The organism is Candidatus Poriferisocius sp. (assembly GCF_965219815.1).
Taxonomy (GTDB): domain Bacteria; phylum Actinomycetota; class Acidimicrobiia; order Acidimicrobiales; family Bin134; genus Poriferisocius.
This window is the reverse complement of the sequence record NZ_OZ244791.1, coordinates 35,892-53,890: the sequence shown is the minus strand read 5'-3', so window position 1 is coordinate 53,890 and position 17,999 is coordinate 35,892. Positions and strand designations below refer to the sequence as shown.

The following is a 17,999-nucleotide window of genomic DNA, read 5'->3' as shown; positions in this document are numbered from 1 at the left end:
CTCAGTGGTACATGAGGTACTCGTCGAGCTCCCACTGGGTTACCTCGCCGCCGGGCACGTCCTCGCCCACCGCGGCGATGTAGCGCTCCCACTCGGCCTGTTTGTTGGCGATGAAGTTCTGGCACAGCTCGTCGCCCACCGCGGCCATCAGCAGAGGATCGGCCATGAGGTGTACGAGGGCGGCGGCCAGGCTGGGTGCCGCGCCCACATCGGTGTTGACCTCTTCGAAGCCGTCTGCGGTGAGCGGATCGGGGCACTCCAGCTCATTGACCACGCCGAGTCGGGCGGCTTGGAGGATGGTGGCCACCCCGAGGTGGATGTTGACCGCGCCGTCGCCCACCCGGTTCTCGATCCGGGTGGCCGCCCCCCGAGCCTCGGGCATCCGGTTGGCCGCACAGCGGTGGTCGTGGCCCCAGTTGGCCCAGTAGCCGTTGAGCTCTGCGGGCTGGAGCCGCCGGTAGGCGTTCACCGTGGGGGCGCATAGCGCGACGAGTCCCTGGTGGTGGGCCACCAGCCCGGCCAGGCACCCCTTGGCCAGGGCCGACAGGCCGTCATCGGCTGTGGTGTCGTTGAAGGCGTTCTGGCCGTCGGCGTCGACCAGTGAGAAGTTCACGTGTACCCCGCTGCCGGCCACCCCCACGAATGGCTTGCCCAGGAAGGTGAGATCCAGCCCGTGACTCAGGGCCACTTCCCGGGCCAGTACCCGAAACAAGAACGCCTCGTCGGCGGCTTTCAGGGCATCGTCGTATTCCAGGGTCAGCTCGAATTGCGACTCGTCGTACTCGGCGTTGATGCTCTCCAGCGGGAACCCGCACCGCCAGGCAGTGCGGGTGATGTCGTCTATCAGCCCGGTCGGGTCGGCTGAGCGGCCCGTGCCGTAGACGAACGACCGGGGAGTGTCCCAGCGCTCCCAGCCGCCCTCGCCGTCGGGCTGGAGCACGTAGGCCTCGAACTCGATGCCCACCTTGGGCGAGTAGCCCAGCTCGCCCCACGCCGCGATGGCCTGCTGAAGGGCATGGCGGGCCGAGACGGTGTAGGGCTTTCCCCGGAAGTCCAGATGGCCGACCACCACGCCGGTGGCATCGTCTTCCCAGCTGGGGCGGACCTCATCGGGGTTGAAGGAGGCCACCACGTCGGGGAGCCCCTCCAGCAGATAGGCGCCGGGAGCCGGGATCAGGCTGCGGTCATAGCCGAGGGCGAACGTGGTGATGCAGTGCCCAGTGCCCTGCTCGGCCAGATGGACGGGCAGGTACTTGCCCCGAGCCAGGCCGAGGTGGTCGGGCCACAGCACGCGAATCCGGTCGTAGTCGCTCATGGTGGGCTTCCTCTCATGACGAAGATGCAGCCAAAGCCCATCATGGCTGAGCGGCCGGGAGCGAACCCAAGAACTCGCCGACAAGCTGATTGAAAACGTCGGGGGCCTCTGTCGGGCTGAGGTGGCCGGCCCCAAGGATCACCTCCAGCCGGCTGCCGGCGATGCCCTCCGCGATCTCAGCCGCATAGGCGGGCGGGGTCTCCTCGTCGAGCTCGCCGACCACTACCAGCGTGGGTGCGGTGATCTCGTCGAGTCGGTGGCGCAAGTCGTGAGTAGTGATCAGCCCGCACGCGGCCTGGAATCCCGCCGCGGGGATGCGGGCCATGGCCGAGGCCGTGCGGTCGCGTTCGAGTCCGCGGAAACCGGGGGCGGCGATGGAAGCGATCACCTCGTCGGCGATGTCGGCCAACTCGAGCCCAGCGTCCAGCGGCGCGGTGCGTAGACGGCGCCATTCGTCGGGGTCGGTCCCGTCGCCCCCGAACGCTGCGCTGGTGTCAGCCAGCACCAGCGACTTGACCCGGTTGGGATGGCGCAGGGCGGTGTGCAGCGCATGGTGCCCGCCGAACGACAAACCGCACAGGTGTGCCGATTCCACATCCAGAATGTCGAGCAGCTCGGCTATTGCGTCGGCAATGGCCTCGAACGCAAGCGGGCTGATCGGCGCCGACGCGCCGTAACCGGGCATGTCCCAGGCCACACAGCGCCACCCGTGGGAGAGCGCCTCGATCTGGGGCTCCCACGCCATCCGCGAGCCCCCTAGGCCGTGGAGAAACAGCACCACATCGCCTTCGCCGGCCTCTCGCCAGGCGATTGCGCCGTCCACGTCTCGAACCGGAGCAGCCACCGCAAACCAAACTAACGTTCACAGTGAGAGCGTTTGGAAGCGAACAATTCGGTGACCACAAAACTCCCATTGATTGGACTGCCGGGCCGGCGCAAGCAGGCATCGGAGATCAGCGGCTTTCCCGAGATGATGGCCCAGCGCGATGTCGATCTGTACATGGCCGATTACGCCCGCGGTGTCATCGAAGCCGGCGGCATCCCGGTTCACATCCCCATCGATGTCGACCCCGCCGCGGTGGGGGAGCGGCTTGATGGGATCGTCCTGCCCGGGGGAACCGACATCGATCCGATCCTCTATGGGGCCGATCCCGATCCCGAGCTACTGCCCCTCGAGCCCGAGCGCGACGATCTAGAGCTCGCGTTGCTCTCTGCCGCCCTCAGAGCTGAAATCCCGGTGCTGGGCATCTGCCGGGGCATCCAAGTGCTCAACGTCCACCAAGGCGGCACGCTGCACCAGCACGTGCCCGAACACGGCCGCTTCGACTTGCCCATAGATTCCACCATCCACCAGGTGAGCTTCGCCGAGGGCTCCACCTTGCATGAGCTGTACGGCCCCTCAGCCCAGGTGAACAGCCTCCACCACCAAACGGTGGCCGATCTAGGCCGGGACCTCACCATCACCGCCCAGGCCGAAGACGGCACCATCGAGGGCGTGGAGATGGGAGATCACGTGGTCGCCGTCCAATGGCACCCCGAGATGATGCCCACCCGCCCCACCGACCCCATCTTCGGCTGGCTGGTTGAACGAGCGTCTCGCTAGTCGGGCTTTCGGCCGTGAATGAAGTACATGGGGGTGAAGATGCCGAGCTGGCCCGCCTCGGCCATGGCATCTGCGCAGAGGTTTAGGGTCGTGTGGACCCGAACCGATCCTTGTGGCGCCAAGCGAAGCGCTTCAAGTGCTCTCAACAGGTGATGGGTCATCCAGCGTCCGACTCTTGCCTTGCGAAGAGCGGCCAGGGACAGACCCGGACTCACCAAGGGCTGATACCACGAAATCGACGGGCGGGTTTGAATCGCTAGGTCCCGGGTCTCCACGATTTCGAACCCCACCGTTTGCAGCGCTTTGTCCACGGTTGGCTTGAAGTCGATGTCGAGCAAACCGCCACCCAGTTCGATGTCGGTCTTGAGCTTGAGGTGGTGGGGATCTTGGGAGTTGAACCGGTCAGTCAGACAGAATTCGTAGGCACCGAAGTGCCCGCCGGGCTTCAGTAGACGAAAGGCCTCGCCGTAAACGCTGACTTTGTCCGGCGCACAGCAGGTGGCCTCAATGGCGTAGACGGCGTCGAATGACCCGTCGGGAGCGTCGACGTTCAAAAAGTCGCAGTGGAGGAACTCCACCTGGCCTGATAGTCCCGCTTCCTCCGTTCGCCTTCGAGCTTTCTTGAGCTGGTATTAGTTGCTGTTGACGCCGACGATCTTGGCGCCAGAGAAGCGGGCGATCTCCAACAGCGGTCCGGCAATGCCGCAGCCGAGGTCGGCGACGGTCATCCCGGGTCCGAGGCCGATCCTGTGCGCGAGGAGGTGCTGGTGGCGTTGCTGCGACGTCTCCATTCTCTCGCCGGGAACTCCAGGGGCGAAGTGAAAGGAAGTGCCCCAGCCGTACTCGTAAAAGTCGGTCACGAGGTCGTAGTAGAGGTTGTTGAACTCCTCGTAGCCCTGCTGTCTGACTTCCGATCCGTTTTGCTTGGCCGTATTGAACAAGTCCTCGTAGTCGCGGATGGCCGGATCGACGCCAGCGGACGCTTCCTGGTCCTTCAGGACGTTGGTGAGCTTGACAGACATTGAAACCCTCCTTGATCGAGCTAATCCGGCTTGCGGGCGAGGAAGAAATACGCCGGGGTGAAGATGCCGAGCTTGCCTGCTTCGGCCAGGCCCTCCGCGCCGATGTTCAGGGTTTCCGACACGCGAACTGCTCCTTGCGGCACGACGCGAAGCGCTTCGAGCACCCGTAGCGACTGGGTGGTCATCCAGCGTCCTATGGCCGACGCCCGCATTCCCGTCAGAGAGAATCCCGGGCTTACCAGGGGTTGATACCAGGGGATTGACGGGCCGGTTGGAATCGCGAGGTCCCTTGTTTCCAGTATCTCGAAACCCACCGACTTGAGCGCATGGTCAACGGTTGGCTGGTCATCGAGGTCAGTCAGCCCGGTTCCCAACAGGAGGTTGTTCTTGATCTTGAGGTGAAGGGGATTCTCAGCGTCGAAGCGATCAGTGAGACACCATTCGTGAGCGGCGAAGCACTGGCCGGGCTTCAGCAAGCGGAAGGCCTCGCCATAGATGCTCTCTTTGTCGGGGGCACAGCAGGTGGCCTCAATGCCGTACACCGCGTCGAACGACTCGTCAGGGGCATCTACGTTCAAGAAGTCGCAGTGCAGGAAATCGGCCAGATGGGTGAGCTTCGCCTCTTCCGCCAGCTTCCGGGCGCGTTCCAATTGGTAGGCGTTGCTGTTCACGCCGACGACCTTGGCCCCGGAAAAGCGGGCAATCTCCAATAGCGGGCCGCCGATGCCGCAACCGAGGTCGGCCACAACCATCCCAGGTCGCAACTCGAGCTTGTGGGCCAAGAAGTGCTCGTGGCGTTTGATGGAAGCCTCCAAGCTCTCCCCGGCGACACGGGGGGCAAAGTGAAAAGACCTGCCCCATCCGTACTCGTAGAAGTCCGTGGCCACGTCGTAATAGAGATTGTTGAACTCTTCGTGGTCGTCTTCCCCGCTGCCTGAATCGCTGTTCTTGAGTTGCCTGAATCGGCGCTCGTATTCGCGAATAGTCGGGTCGACGGCTTCCGTGCTTCCTGACTTCTTCAAGATGTTGGCGAGCTTGTCAGACATTGAGCCCCTTCAAGATTGGTTGCGACACTCTTACTATTGGAGACCGAAGCCCGTGAAGTCGCCGGACATGTCGGGCGGGCCGTAGTAGATGCGGTGGAGGGCGCGGCGGGCGAACTTCCACTCGCCTTCTTCCTGGCAGTATTCGTCGTCGTAGTAGCCGTACATGGTCATGGGGCCTTCGCCGAGGCGCTTGAAGTGCTCGATCACGTACCAGCGCCCCGTGCCGGTGCCGGCCTCCTCATCCAGATCGACCCAGCCGTTGAGATAGGCGTGGATCACCCCGTCAAGGCGAGCCAGCATCCCCTTCCAAGAAGTTGCGATCTCATCCCGACCGCTCTTGGTCATCGGGCCCATCTCCCAAACTGCGTCGGTGGCCCAGGTGGCCGCCCACTGATCGGCGTCGAAACGGCACACTGCATCGGAATAGCGGGCCAACAGGGTTCTGATCTCTTCTGACATGGCGCTCTTAGGTTAGATCGGTGTCCTAGGTCACTCGGCTCGATCGCCGAACGGGGTGTAACGCCAGGCGATGATCTCGTTGTAGTCCATGGCGCCGTCGGGGAAGACGGTGAAGCTCTTCCGCTGCTCCTCTAGCGCTGGTTTTGCCTCGGCGTACGGTGTGCCCACTTCGTACACAACGAGGTGCTGAAACGGCATCCCGTTGGTTCCGGTCTCACCGTGGTCGATGGCCCATTGGGGGGTGAGGGTGTTGGAGGCGGCCCAGTAGCGCCGCCCGGTGAGGAAGCCAGGGGTCGCCATTACTTCCCGGTAGTGGATGGTGTACCAGTGCTCAAACCACTCGAGGTTGCCCTTGGTGGGATTGGCCAGCGATATCCCGAGATGGTCAACCTCACTGGGGCTGGCCGATCCGATCTGGGCTCCGGCCTGGGTGAATGCCCAACTGGCCACCGTGTCGTGGTCGAGGCTGTCACCGGGCCGAATGGAATAGTCGTCTTTGGTGGAAATCGCCTCGATGGCCGCGGCCAGGTCGCCCTCAATCTCATACACGGCCAAGAACTCGAATGGCATCGGCAGATCGCTGCGGTCGGCGTGGGTGCGCATCCACCCGGGTGTCAGCGTGTCGGCGTCGGGGCTCATCCGGTAGCGCTGCCCGCTGACCACCCCATCGCATGACACCACCTCGCGGAGATGAACGTCGTGCCACTGGTGATACCGGGCCTCCTGACCGATCACCGGGTTGGTGAAAGTCAACAGCACATGGTGGTCGGTGGAGCCCACAACCCACAACGGTACGCTGTTCTGCGTCGCTGCTAGCCCTACAGCGGCACCCCGGGAAAGAGATTGTCTGCGAACGACGACATCATGATATTGTCGTCGAACAACGACATGTTGGCAGTGTCGTCGTATGGCGACAGAAGCTAGGCCAAGGAGGCTTCCGGTGCGATCCATCCGAACTTGTCGGGAACTCGGTGCTGCTATTCGCCAATCCCGCAAGGACCAAGGGCTAACCCAGGCCGCACTGGCCGCCAAGGCGCGAGTGGGGCGCCAGTGGCTTTCCGAACTGGAAACCGGTAAGCAAACCGCCGAGGTCGGGCGGGTGCTGTGGATTCTCGACGCCCTGGATTTGAACATCACGCTGAGAGCAGCCGTCGATTCCGACCCGGACAACTTTGATCTAAACGCCTACATCGACACTTGGGCCGATTGACGATGCTCGCCGTCATCATCAACGGGCGATTGGCGGGTGAGCTTCGCCGCCTCACCGACAACCGCCTGCGTCTGCGCTACCACAAGGACTACCGCACAAATCCGACAGCGACTCCATTGTCGGTGTCAATGCCCGTAGAACTCGAAGAGCACAGTGATCACCGGGTTAGTCCATGGCTTTGGGGCCTGCTCCCCGACAATGCCGATGTGCTTGCCCGCTGGGGCCGCGATTTCGGCGTATCCATCGCCAACCCGTTTCCGCTGTTGGGAACCAAGGTTGGATATGACTGTCCGGGCGCGGTTCAGTTCTGCCCAGCGGAGGCGGTGGACGATCTCCTAGGACGAGGCGGCGATGTATCCGAGATGAGCGAGGCAGATATCGCAGCTCGTCTGCGAGCGCTGAAGGCCGATGCGACCGCCTGGCTGGGGCCGGCAAGGACCGGTCAATTCAGCCTCGGTGGCGCCCAGGCCAAGACCGCTTTGCATTTCTCGGCACAAGGGTGGGGTGAGCCCTCTGGCAACGTGCCGACCACGCATATCCTCAAGCCCACCGTTCCCGACTTTGACTGGTTGGACGTCAACGAGCACCTCTGCCTGGTGGCCGCGGCCAACTCTGGTCTGCGTGCCGCCCGCCCGCAGATGGGCGTGTTTGAAGATCAGACGGCCATCATTGTGGAGCGCTTCGACCGGGTTTCACGCCAGGGCACCCTGACCCGTGTTCACCACGAGGACCTGTGCCAAGCCCTGTCGCTGCATCCCACCCGGAAGTACCAGGCCGACGGTGGTCCCTCACCTGGACAGGTAGCCGCATTGCTGCGATCAGCGGTGACGGGAGGTGGAGCAGCCAACGATCTGTGGGGGTTCTTCGATGCGCTGGCCTTCAACTGGCTGATCGCTGGTAGCGATGCCCACGCCAAGAACTACAGCCTGTTGCTCGCCGGCACCCAGGCCCGCCTGGCGCCCCTCTACGATGTGGCCTCATTTCTGCCCTACGACAAGAGCAAGGGGCACAAGATCAGCCTCGCCATGAAGATTGGGGGCGACTACCGGCTGCGACGGACCGATCGCCCCGGCGCGTGGGACAAAACCGCCGATGAATTGGGGTTGGATCGAAATGAGGCCATCACCCGCATCCTCAATCTCGCCCGCAACCTCCCCGCCGCCTTCGACCAAGCTGCCCACGACAACACCATCCAAGTACTTCCCACCGACCTCCCCAGACGCCTCGTTGATCTAGTCGCCACCCGAGCCCAACACTGCATCGAGCTCCTGAGCTGAGCTGCCGAGGAACACGCGGCGGGCGAACTTCCAATCACCCTGTCTGTGTTTGCTGATCGGCCAAATACCAGCACTGCCAACCGCTCGCTACGCTGATCGCAGATGGTCTTATGGGTGGTAGCGGCGGTGATCGCCGGGATGATGCTGGCGGTGTGGGCCATCAGCGTGGCGATTCGAGACGCTGGCATCGTCGACATCTTGTGGGGCTTCGGCTTTGTGGTGGCGGCCTGGGTGAGCCTGCTGGTCACCGACGGACACGGCGTGCGGGCTGCCCTGTTGGTGGCCATGGCCACCACATGGGGATTGCGATTGGCCATCCATTTGGCGTTTCGCAACATCGGGGCAGAAGAGGACTTCCGCTACCAGTCGATGCGCCGAAGAGCCGGAGATCGCTTCTGGCTCACCAGCCTGGTGCGGGTGTTCGGGTTGCAAGCCGCGGCTATGTGGGTGATGTCGCTTCCCCTCATGATCGGCATCAGCGACGCCGACCGGGGATGGAGTGCACTGTGGGTGATCGGCGCGGTGGTGTTCCTGGTCGGCTTCGGCTTCGAGGCCACAGGCGACTGGCAGCTCGCCCGGTTCAAGGCAGATCCGGCCAACGCGGGGAAGCTGATGGATCGTGGTCTGTGGCGCTATAGCCGTCATCCCAACTACTTCGGCGACGCCACCGCCTGGTGGGGCATCGGTTTGGTAGCCGCCTCCACACCAATCGGAATCGTGGGACTGATCGCCCCGGCGCTCATCACCTGGATTCTGGTCAAAGTGTCCGGCGTGCCCATGGTGGAGCACCGCATGAAGCGAAAGCGCCCCGGCTACGACGAGTACATCCAGCGAACCAGCGCCTTCCTCCCCCGCCGCCCTGAAACCGGATAAGGCCACAGATTCATGGTCACAAACATGGTCATCTGGTGATAGGGTCTGTTCGTGGCAATAGAGACTCAGCAGCCAAGAACTATTTCCGCCGGAGAGTTCAAGGCCAAGTGCCTGAAGCTCATGGATGAGGTCAACGAAACCGGCATTCCGATTGTCATCACCAAACGAGGCACACCAGTGTCCCGTCTTGTTCCGGCACATGGCGAAGGCACGGGCATTTGCGGCTTTTTTCCGGAGTTCGCCGGTTTCTGGGACGACCCTAGCGAAACGGTCATAGACCCGGAGGCAGTGACCGGCATGGCCGACGACTGGGGCTGACGCCCCCACCTGCACCGAAGGAACTGCATGATCTTGCTGGACACTCATGTCTTGGTGTGGGCCGTGACCGGCGACACCGCCAAGCTGCCTCAGACCATCCTTGATGGCATTGATCGAGCCATCAGCCGAGGTGAGGCAGCCGTCTCCGCCGCCACTTTCTGGGAACTGGAGGTCAAGCGCAGAAAGCCACGAGGAAATCTGCCACCCCTCCCAGGCATCAAGGAATTGCGTGCCGGTGTCCTGAGGCAGGGCCTGAGCGAGATACCCGTCACCGGATCACTCTGGGTGGACGCCACCAGCCTGGTGGACGAGGGATTCCACCAAGACCCCGCCGACCAGCTCATTGTCGCCACAGCAATCCTCCACCAGCACGAACTCCTTACCAAGGACGCAAAGCTCCGGGCGTGGGCGCAACAGACCGGCCGTGTCCAATTGGCCACAACATGATCGTCTCCACCCCCAGTCGCGCTAAGGCGGGAACCTGAGCAGGCGGCTGCCTCGTCTCATCTATTGAGGTCGAACCAAGAGGCGTCGACCCAGCCGTAGACTTCTCCATGAGCGAGGTTCGCCGATGAAGGCCAAGCGCACGACCCAATTGATCGCCACCATCGGTCTGGCACTCGCTCTTCTGATTGCCGCCGGCTGCGGTGACGGCGCAGATGAGGAGCAAATCGCCGTGGTGGGGGCTGAACCGGATGCAACGGCCACTAGCACCACCCCACCGTCTCCCGAAACGACGACATCAGCGACCGCGGTAGCAACGTCCACCGTTGACCCCGATGCCAATGCCTCGGTCATGGGCACGGTCACCTACCGAGAGCGGATTGCGCTATCTCCCGGTGCGGTTGTCACCGTGCAGCTTCGAGACACGTCTCTCATGGATGTGGCCTCCGAGCTGATTGCCGAGCAGGTCATCACCAATCCGGGCCAAGTTCCCATCGAGTTCGAAGTGCACTACAACGAGGACGACATCAATCCTCGCAACACCTATTCCATCCAAGCCCGGATAACCGAGTCCGACGGCCGCCTGGCCTTCATCAACGACACCGCCTACGACGTGATCACCCGGGGCAACCCCACCCGAGTCGACATGGTGCTGGTGATCGTTCAGCCTCCGCCCGACCCCACCGGCGAGTGGAACGAGGAGAACTCCCACCAGTGGGTCGAAGAAGAGGTCGAGGTGATCGGGGCCGAAGTAGTGGAGTATCACCCCGAGGTCATCATTCTGGTGGACCACTACCAGTCCACCGTCGAGAACTGCGTTCGCCGGGGCAGCCAGTCGTTCGAGATCATCGGCTCAGACATCTACGCCACCATCACCCTCACCGTCCCGCCGCCCACCCCATGGGCCATCGACTGCGACGCAGAAAGAGTCGTGGTTGAAGAGGCAATCCGCTTCGGCGACGCCCTCACCCCCGGCCAGACCTACACGGTGTTCGTCAACGGCACCGAGACCACCACCTTCACCGCCCCCCTGGCGAATACCCAATAGTCGGGATCAACCTGAGCAATTCAGCTCCAGTCGCGCGGGACTCAGGTGAACGGCTGGCCGGAGTCCCAATTACCACGGTGTCGATGACGTGAGAACCCTCAGACAACTCCCGTGACCTCGAACTCATTGAACTCAGTCTCTAGATGCGGTGACTCTTGCTCAGCGTCGCCGAGGGGACTGCCGAGGACCTGCACAATGTCAGGCAGGGCCAATCCGGCGAAGGCGGCGGCGCTGGGGGGCGACATGACCTCCGTTACTACCGCGTGACGCAGCATCCGCAGAAACGACCGGGGGAACCGTCGTATCCGCCAAAGCTCCGGATCCTGGATGTCTTCTTCGGGATGGATGGCATATCCAAGGGCTCGAGCCAGCGACACCGGACGAACCGAGGCCCTGAGGTCGGTATAGGTGACTTGTGTAATGGCGTTCATCTGGCGCAACCGGACGAGCGCCGTGGGCCACGACACCTTGAAGTACCTCTGTATGTGGACGATGTCGACCGGGTCCTTGATGCGAGGTGGCAGACCGACCTCCTCGGCGAAGCGTCGAACACCCTCACTCGGCATGAGGAACTCACCAGCGAACGCGTCGGCGAAAATCTCGCGCGGACCCCGGCCGTGCGAGAGCACCTGGTTGGTCTCGTCACTGTGGAACAGGGCATGCGCCAGTTCGTGAGCGGCGGTGAACCGGCGCCGGCCCGGCGTCATGTCGAGATTGACCAAGATCGAGAATCCCACCTCAGGGTGCTTGAGAAACGCCCCTGACGGAGAGGTTCGCAGGTCCGGTCCGAGACGCGCCCGGTAGATGGTGATACCGAGTGCCTCGCAAACCGGGTCTAGGTCGGAAATCGGGGCCGAGCCGAGACGGAGGTAATCGCGCACCTCTTCTGCCTTGCGGCGAATGTCGTCCTTCTGAGAGAACCTCTGCCGGAATACGAACGGGCTTTGGGAGAGGCCCCGGATGGGTTCGTCCACGATTCGAGCTAGCTCGGCGTAGCGGTCAAGGAACTGGACGAACTCGCGGATGCCTGGAGTGGCTCCAGGGTCGACGCCGTCATTGGCACGCAAAAGCATGCTCGCCAAGTCGTCGGCGTCGGAGTCGACGTCGCGGCCTTCGACGAGATCGATCAGCTCGATGCCGTAGAGCCGGGCCATTGCGCCCAACTGTCGATCATTCGGAGTTCGGGTGCCGGCTTCCCAGTACGACACCATTGCCCGGTTGATGCCTAGGGCGGCACCCACATCATCTTGTGAGTAGCGAGCGCTCGTGCGAGCACGCGCCAGCGCCTTTCCCAACTGGCTCACTGCAGTCCCCGATCCCTCTACGACAGATTTGTTACGAATTCTGATGAGTCATGACTCAACGCGTAACTTTACCTGATTTGTTGCGCCGACATGGGCAAGAAGCTGAGAGGCATAACAGGTGATTTGCCATGTCAGCTGACTCACTACAACTACTCGGTCGATCATGGGTTGCGCGTTTACGGCTGGCGTGCGTGCGGACTGCTCGCAATGCCGACCGGTCCAAGCCCGGTTGCGGGCGGCTGCCGATACCGACAGCGGCTGGTGGCGATGGTCGAGTGGGGTCCAGTATGGGAATTTGTCATGGGTCTCTGGTTTACTGTCGATGTTGTTGTAGCGGTGTTTGAACCATGCGCTGGCTGGTCAGAATGGAGTTCAGGTGTGCGCATTAGGTCGGTCGCCTTTCTGGTGGTGCTTAGGCCCAACCAGCGAGTTGCTTTCTGTTGTGAGGAAAGGGGACTCCCCATGCTGAGCGCGCTGAGGGCAAAGCCATGAACATGAGTGCAGGAGTGGTGCTGGCGGACTTCTTCTCGGGATGCGGCGGTTCGACTCGGGGGTTTGCCGATGCTGGCATCGAACCTGTGCTTGCCATCGATTGGGATTCGGATGCGGCGGCGACATATCGGCTGAATTTCCCGGAGACAACGTTTTTGGAGCGCGACATCCTCAGCCTCTCGGTTGACGAGGTGGAAGAGGTGCTGCCGCCCCGCGGCGAGGCGATCAGGCTCTTTGCCGGGTGCGCTCCTTGTCAGCCTTTCTCAGGCCACCGGCACGGGCCGACTGCCTTGGACAAACGGTCGTTCCTACTGCTTGAGTTTCTCCGGTTCGTGAAGGCCTCAAATCCAGAGCTGATCTTTGTGGAGAACGTCCCAGGGATGCAGCGTCTGTCCACCTCGCGGGGCCCCTTGGCCGAGTTCGTGGACGAGGTGTCCAAAACACACGACGTGTCCGTCGACATCATCTCGAGTGCCGACTACGGGATCCCGCAGACGCGGCGCCGTCTCGTGCTGGTGGCAAGCCGGCTCGGGCCCATCAAGCTGCCGCTTCCGACCCATGGCCTCGAAGCCGGCGAGCCGCATTCGACGATTCGAGACTGGATCGGCTCTCTTCCCCCGATCGAAGCCGGGCAGGAGGATTCCGACATCAGCAACCACAGGGCCATGATGCTCTCGGACTTGAACTTGAAGCGGATTCGGGCAACGCCGGAGGGCGGTGATCGCCGGGATTGGCCGCGCCGTCTTTGGCCCGACTGCCACCAGGGAGGCTTTGACGGTCACACCGACGTGTACGGCAGGTTGAGGTGGGACAGTCCGGCGCCAACACTGACCACCAAGTGCCTCAGCTACAGCAACGGGCGCTTCGGCCACCCCAGCTAGGATCGGGCTCTCAGCGCGCGAGAAGCGGCCCGACTCCAGACCTTTCCGAACTCCTTTCGGTTCACCGGCAGCCTCACCTCCCAGGGCAAGCAGATCGGCAACGCCGTCCCGGTTCTTCTGGCCGAGCACTTCGGACGCCACCTCATGGACCATGTGGGTGAGATGCGCCGAATTGGCAGCATGAGCATCCAAGATCAGAGCGGGAAGGTCGCCGCTGATATCGAGCAGGCAGCGAGGTCGGCGGCGTGACCGGTTTCCGGGCGAGGGCTCGGGCCGTAGACATGCTCGGAAGGCAGCAGATCGCAAACCTTCCCACCGCGCTGAGCGAGCTGTTCAAGAACTCCCACGACGCATACGCCACGAAAGCCCGCGCGGATTTCTTCCGCCCACTCAACCTGCTGGTTGTGAGCGATGACGGTGTGGGGATGGACCGCGAGACCTTTGAGCAGGCTTGGCTGACCATCGCAACCGAGTCGAAGTTGGACCGAACCCCCGTACCCAAACCAAAGGGGATGCGCGAGCGGGTGCAACTCGGCGAGAAGGGCATCGGCCGGTTCGCCATCGGCGCTCTTGGCAGCCAGGTGCTGGTGGTATCCAAGCGCAAGGGACACCCAGCGATTGCCGCGCTGGTGAGCTGGAAGATGTTCGAGCTCCCGCGAATCGACTTGGACGATGTTCCCGTGGGATTGTCCGAGCTCGACTCCGATGAGCTCACCGGTGAAGACATCGCCCGTTTGAAGGCGCCGCTGGAGGAGGCGGTGGCCGGCTTTCGCGCATTGGACAGCACGCCGCAGTGGTCGTCCCGGCTGGATCAGATTCTCGCCGACTTGGACGCCATGCCGTCCGACCCGTTCGAAGACATCCCCGACCTCGTGCCGATCGACGGGTCGGGCACACAGTTCATCATCGCGCCGGTTTCCGACGTCCTTCCCGCGGAGATTGAGAACCCCAACCCCAAGGAAGCCCCGCTGCTCGACCACACACTGCACGGATTCACCGATGCCTGGCTCCCAAAATCGGCGAAGCCCGACTTCTCCATCAGTTTTGTGGATCATCGCGGCGGAGGCGACGACCAGAATCTGCTCGAGTCTGAAGACTTCTTCGATGCCGCGGACTTCAACCATGCGGATCACGAGATAGCCGGCCAGTTCGACGACAACGGGGATTTCACCGGGTCGATACGGATCTACGACGAGACCCTTGAAGACTTCGTGATCAAGTGCCCTGACTCAATGCAGCCGCGGTGCGGGCCGTTCTCATTTGAGCTGGGCTACGTGCAGGGACTGGCGAGCGAGTCCCGGCTCGACCCCGAAGAGTACGCAGAGATGAGCCGGAAGCTTCGAAAGCTCGGGGGCCTGTACGTGTACATGGACGGAATCCGAGTGCAGCCCTATGGGCGCCCCGACTTTGACTACCTGGCAATAGAAGAGCGCCGCACCCTTGGAGCGAGCTACTACTACTTCTCCTATCGGCGCATGTTCGGCGCCGTTCGCCTTTCCAGCGACCAGAACCCCGATTTGCAGGAAAAAGCAGGACGAGAGGGCTTTACCCGAGGCCGGGCCTACACCGACTTCCAGCGGCTATTGGTAAACCTGTTCGTGGAGTTGGCCGCCAGGTTCTTTCGCGGCGACGCTCCACAGAATCAGGCCTATGAGAAGGGCCGAGAGCGGCTGAGGCGAGAGGACAGCCTCCGCAAACAGCGTGACAAACAGGCCGCGGCGGGACGAAAGCACCTGCAAGCCCAGCTCTCGACCGCAGTTCAGTTCCTCGATGAGACGGACTTTCAGGAACAGGCGTCGGAGATAGTGCAGGATCTCAGCGAGCGCCTTGATGACATTGACCGCCTCCAGCCGGCGGCGATCAGCGTTGCAGAGGCCAGGCGAGACCTGCGTGAGCTCCTTGAGCCGTTGGAGTTCGACGAGCCCGAAGGCTTCGCGCCAACCGGCCCAATGCGCCAGGACATGCGTCACGTAGAACGAGGCCTATCCGATGTGGAGAGTTCCTACGTTCGACCGGCACTCGACGCCGTTGACTCACTGGCTGCTGCGGTCGAGGCCCGGCTGGCTGCGCAGGAGGCAGACGAAAAGGAGCGGCGGGCGTTTGTCGAGGAGCGAATCGCAGCGGCCCGGGAAGAGTTTGCCGGTGCCTATGACGAGGCTAGCCTCGCCCTGACTGGCTTGAGCGAGGCCGTGCAGAACACGCTCACCGGGCTTCGCCAGGAATTCGACACCGAGATGGCGGCCTTCGCGGCACCGAACACGTCGGAAAGCAGCGGATGGATCCAAGAACAGGCTGACTTCGAGCAAGCGCTGGAATCGCTGGCAGCGAACACAGTCCGAAAGCTGGCCCGAGTCTCCAATCTCGTGCAGGCGAACGGGCTTGTGTTCACCGCTGAAGCGCCGACTCCCGACGATTTCGCGGCCGCAGCCGACGCCGAGATCGTCGAGCTCCGCGCCCAGGCCGACGCGCAACTAGAACTCGTCCAATTGGGAATGGCGCTGGCCGTGGTTGACCACGAATTCCGCGCCACCGTGAACAGCATTCGAAGCGATGTGAGAAGGGTGGGAACGTGGGCCAAGAAGAATCCCCAGCTCGTCGGCCTCTACGAAGACCTGAGACGGGACTTCGACCACCTCGACAGCTACCTTTCAATGCTGACTCCCATGCAGCGGCGGCTGAGGCGCAAGAAGACCGCCATAAAGGGAAGTGACATCTCGCGGTTTCTCGGTGAGCTGTTCTACGAGCGCCTGCGTCATGTCGGAGTCGAGATCCGCCCGAGCCGGGAATTCCAAGCATTCGCCCTCGAGGGCTACACCTCGACCTTCTATCCCGTGTTCATCAATCTCGTCGACAACAGCCTGTATTGGATAGAGCAGAGCGAGCCACGCCCATCGCGCAGCATCGAATTAAGCACAAAGGGAGACGCGCTTGTCTACAAGGACAGTGGCCCGGGAATCGCCGATGATATCGCTGAACGCGTATTTGATTTCGGCTTCACCACCAAGCCGGGCGGCAGTGGTCTGGGCCTTGCCATCGCCAGCCAGGTTCTCGAACGGGCGGGATGGAACATAAGCCTGGGACGGTGTTCTGATGGAGCTGAGTTCATTATCCGCCCACAGCGGAAGAAGCCATGACTGCCATCAGCGACTACTTTCGAACAGCCCTGGTGATCGACGATCGTGTTGAGTCTGATTTCAGGGAGCTCGAAGCTCTTGATTCCAACATTGCGCAGGACTTGCCCAGTGAGCCAGATTCGGAGCTCACCCCTCCGCCAGATGAGGACGAAACACCTGTACGTCCATCGAGCTTGGTAAGCGCCTTTCTTGCTGAGAACATCGTTTGCAGCGTGTTTGAACTGGAAGAACACGTTGATTTCGTCAACCTGGCGCTTCGCGGCGCTCAAATCGCCGATCTCCTGATACTTGACTGGCTGTTGTTCGGCGATCACTCGGCAACTGTCAATGCGATCAAGGCCATCGCTGAGGAAAACAAGGGCCGTCTTGTAGTTGTTGCCATATTCACCGGCGCCCATAGCCTGACGGACGTCGCCACGCGCCTCAAGGATGATGCGGACTTCGAAGAAATCCATGATTTCGTGCTGAGGCGAGATGATGCGATTGTGCTGGTCTTCGGGAAACCGGGCATACCGCTCACTGGCGGGGAGGACAGTCGAACCGCCAGAAGGTATTCCGACCTTCCGCAGATGGTCCGTGATGACCTTGAACTCGTGTTCAAGGGCCTGATGCCGAGATTCGCGTTCCGAGGAATCAACGTGCTGCGCGAGTCGGCTCCGCGGGTGCTCGCGACCTTCGATTCGACATTGGACGCAGGAGCGCTTGTCCACCGGGCCCTGCTGCCCGAGCCCGATGACGCAGGCACCCAGTTCCTCGAGCTGCTGGCGAGCGAGTTCAAGCAGACGCTCATGGCCAACCGAATAGACGAAGAGTGGGATGGCCAAGCAGTGCGGGATTTCCTGGCAGAGGCAGGGCTGATTTCTGCGCCTGAGGCATTGGCTGAGCTGCTGAGAAGCACCGAAGACTGCCCCAGCGACCTCAAGAATGGAGAGGACACAGCGATTGCCCAAGAGGCAGTGGCTTCAGGTCTGTTGAAGGTTGGGACACTCAAACTCAGTGCCAAAAATATGAAGACCCTGGTTGGAGCGTTCGGCGATGACCGACAATCTGACAATGCCCTCGCGTCACTCATGTGTTCGACTGGGTTTGGCTCTGAACCCCCCAGACTTGAACTCGGAGTGGTGGTCAAAGACCCGTCTGATAACTACTGGCTTTGCATTCAACCCCTTTGCGACAGCGTGCGCATCCAAGAAAAAAGGGCCTTCCCCATGATGCTGCTCCGCAAGAGCGCGGAGAATGAGACACCCGACGCCATGTTTCAGGACGAAGATGGCCAGTTTGTGGCCGTCAAGTTCGAACAGCAGCCGCACAAACTGGCCATGCCGGAGTTCGAGCCAAACGGGGAAGGGTCGGTGGTGGCGGGAGGGGAAGCACCGAACTGGCGGTTTGAGAGCACCAAGGTCAGCTACCGGGCGATCACGCGGCTGAGAGCCGAAGTGGCATCTCATGCGGTCCACGGCTTCGCTTCGACAGCGTCGCGAGTCGGCGTGGATGTGTCGGAATGGATGAGACAGGGCGCGCCGGAGTAACAAGCCATCAACTGTTTGCGAAAAGCGGGTGCTCGTGCCAGCAC

The 17,999-nt window shown here is 62.2% G+C and carries 17 protein-coding genes and 2 pseudogenes; 11 read left to right on the top strand and 8 right to left on the bottom strand.

Features of this window, described 5'->3' with window-relative positions:
- Position 1: 1 nt before the first annotated feature.
- Positions 2-1,315: a glutamine synthetase family protein gene (locus ACOQPI_RS00250; protein WP_420617723.1), complete on the bottom strand. Its 1,314-nt coding sequence runs from the start codon at positions 1,313-1,315 to the stop codon at positions 2-4.
- 40 nt (positions 1,316-1,355) lie between these two features.
- On the bottom strand, positions 1,356-2,159 hold the full coding sequence (locus ACOQPI_RS00245; protein ID WP_420617722.1) for an alpha/beta fold hydrolase: 804 nt from the start codon (positions 2,157-2,159) through the stop codon (positions 1,356-1,358).
- 51 nt (positions 2,160-2,210) lie between these two features.
- On the opposite strand from ACOQPI_RS00245, the gene ACOQPI_RS00240 reads away from it, so the two are divergent.
- The gene (locus ACOQPI_RS00240; RefSeq protein ID WP_420617721.1) at positions 2,211-2,918 is read left to right on the top strand and encodes a gamma-glutamyl-gamma-aminobutyrate hydrolase family protein; all 708 of its coding nucleotides are present in this window, start codon (positions 2,211-2,213) and stop codon (positions 2,916-2,918) included.
- Here ACOQPI_RS00240 and ACOQPI_RS00235 read toward each other — a convergent pair.
- The 5 genes and pseudogenes from ACOQPI_RS00235 to ACOQPI_RS00215 form a co-directional block, all read right to left on the bottom strand.
- Positions 2,915-3,535, bottom strand: a pseudogene (locus ACOQPI_RS00235) (methyltransferase domain-containing protein); the annotation flags it as partial. The gene ACOQPI_RS00240 and the pseudogene ACOQPI_RS00235 sit on opposite strands and share 4 nt — an antisense overlap.
- A gap of 15 nt (positions 3,536-3,550) precedes the next feature.
- The gene (locus tag ACOQPI_RS00230; protein ID WP_420617720.1) at positions 3,551-3,940 is read right to left on the bottom strand and encodes an SAM-dependent methyltransferase; all 390 of its coding nucleotides are present in this window, start codon (positions 3,938-3,940) and stop codon (positions 3,551-3,553) included.
- Positions 3,941-3,960: 20 nt separating this feature from the next.
- A complete protein-coding gene (locus ACOQPI_RS00225) occupies positions 3,961-4,986 on the bottom strand; it encodes a sterol methyltransferase (RefSeq protein WP_420617719.1) in 1,026 nt (341 codons plus the stop codon).
- A gap of 33 nt (positions 4,987-5,019) precedes the next feature.
- Positions 5,020-5,445 (bottom strand): nuclear transport factor 2 family protein, encoded by a 426-nt coding sequence (locus ACOQPI_RS00220; RefSeq protein WP_420617718.1) that lies wholly within the window; start codon positions 5,443-5,445, stop codon positions 5,020-5,022.
- Between the two features lie 30 nt (positions 5,446-5,475).
- Complete coding sequence (locus ACOQPI_RS00215) at positions 5,476-6,225, bottom strand: hypothetical protein (protein ID WP_420617717.1); 750 nt, start codon at positions 6,223-6,225, stop codon at positions 5,476-5,478.
- 160 nt (positions 6,226-6,385) lie between these two features.
- Between ACOQPI_RS00215 and ACOQPI_RS00210 the strand changes: the two genes are divergently transcribed.
- The 6 genes from ACOQPI_RS00210 (at position 6,386) to ACOQPI_RS00185 (ending at position 10,615) form a co-directional block, all read left to right on the top strand.
- Positions 6,386-6,655 carry a helix-turn-helix domain-containing protein gene (locus tag ACOQPI_RS00210; protein ID WP_420617716.1) on the top strand — a complete coding sequence of 90 codons (270 nt, stop codon included), beginning with the start codon at positions 6,386-6,388 and terminating at the stop codon, positions 6,653-6,655.
- Between the two features lie 2 nt (positions 6,656-6,657).
- Positions 6,658-7,932 carry a type II toxin-antitoxin system HipA family toxin gene (locus tag ACOQPI_RS00205; RefSeq protein WP_420620964.1) on the top strand — a complete coding sequence of 425 codons (1,275 nt, stop codon included), beginning with the start codon at positions 6,658-6,660 and terminating at the stop codon, positions 7,930-7,932.
- A gap of 102 nt (positions 7,933-8,034) precedes the next feature.
- Complete coding sequence (locus ACOQPI_RS00200) at positions 8,035-8,805, top strand: DUF1295 domain-containing protein (RefSeq protein ID WP_420617715.1); 771 nt, start codon at positions 8,035-8,037, stop codon at positions 8,803-8,805.
- A gap of 51 nt (positions 8,806-8,856) precedes the next feature.
- Positions 8,857-9,123: a type II toxin-antitoxin system Phd/YefM family antitoxin gene (locus tag ACOQPI_RS00195; protein ID WP_420617714.1), complete on the top strand. Its 267-nt coding sequence runs from the start codon at positions 8,857-8,859 to the stop codon at positions 9,121-9,123.
- 27 nt (positions 9,124-9,150) lie between these two features.
- Positions 9,151-9,570 carry a type II toxin-antitoxin system VapC family toxin gene (locus ACOQPI_RS00190; protein WP_419849122.1) on the top strand — a complete coding sequence of 140 codons (420 nt, stop codon included), beginning with the start codon at positions 9,151-9,153 and terminating at the stop codon, positions 9,568-9,570.
- Between the two features lie 124 nt (positions 9,571-9,694).
- Complete coding sequence (locus tag ACOQPI_RS00185) at positions 9,695-10,615, top strand: YbaY family lipoprotein (RefSeq protein ID WP_420617713.1); 921 nt, start codon at positions 9,695-9,697, stop codon at positions 10,613-10,615.
- 98 nt (positions 10,616-10,713) lie between these two features.
- Here the strand turns inward: ACOQPI_RS00185 and ACOQPI_RS00180 are convergent, their stop codons facing one another.
- Positions 10,714-11,919, bottom strand: a complete 1,206-nt coding sequence (locus tag ACOQPI_RS00180; RefSeq protein ID WP_420617712.1) for a helix-turn-helix domain-containing protein — start codon at positions 11,917-11,919, stop codon at positions 10,714-10,716.
- A 488-nt stretch (positions 11,920-12,407) separates the two neighbouring features.
- Between ACOQPI_RS00180 and ACOQPI_RS00175 the strand changes: the two genes are divergently transcribed.
- The 4 genes and pseudogenes from ACOQPI_RS00175 (at position 12,408) to ACOQPI_RS00160 (ending at position 17,955) form a co-directional block, all read left to right on the top strand.
- Entirely contained in the window at positions 12,408-13,292 is an 885-nt protein-coding gene (locus ACOQPI_RS00175; RefSeq protein ID WP_420617711.1) for a DNA cytosine methyltransferase, read from the top strand.
- Positions 13,293-13,355: 63 nt separating this feature from the next.
- Positions 13,356-13,541 (top strand): annotated as a pseudogene (locus ACOQPI_RS00170) (hypothetical protein); the annotation flags it as partial.
- Entirely contained in the window at positions 13,538-16,426 is a 2,889-nt protein-coding gene (locus tag ACOQPI_RS00165; RefSeq protein ID WP_420617710.1) for an ATP-binding protein, read from the top strand. The pseudogene ACOQPI_RS00170 and the gene ACOQPI_RS00165, both read left to right, overlap by 4 nt.
- Positions 16,423-17,955, top strand: coding sequence for a response regulator receiver domain (locus ACOQPI_RS00160; RefSeq protein WP_420617709.1), 1,533 nt, complete (start codon positions 16,423-16,425; stop codon positions 17,953-17,955). Before ACOQPI_RS00165 ends, ACOQPI_RS00160 begins: the two co-directional genes overlap by 4 nt.
- Positions 17,956-17,999: the final 44 nt, after the last annotated feature.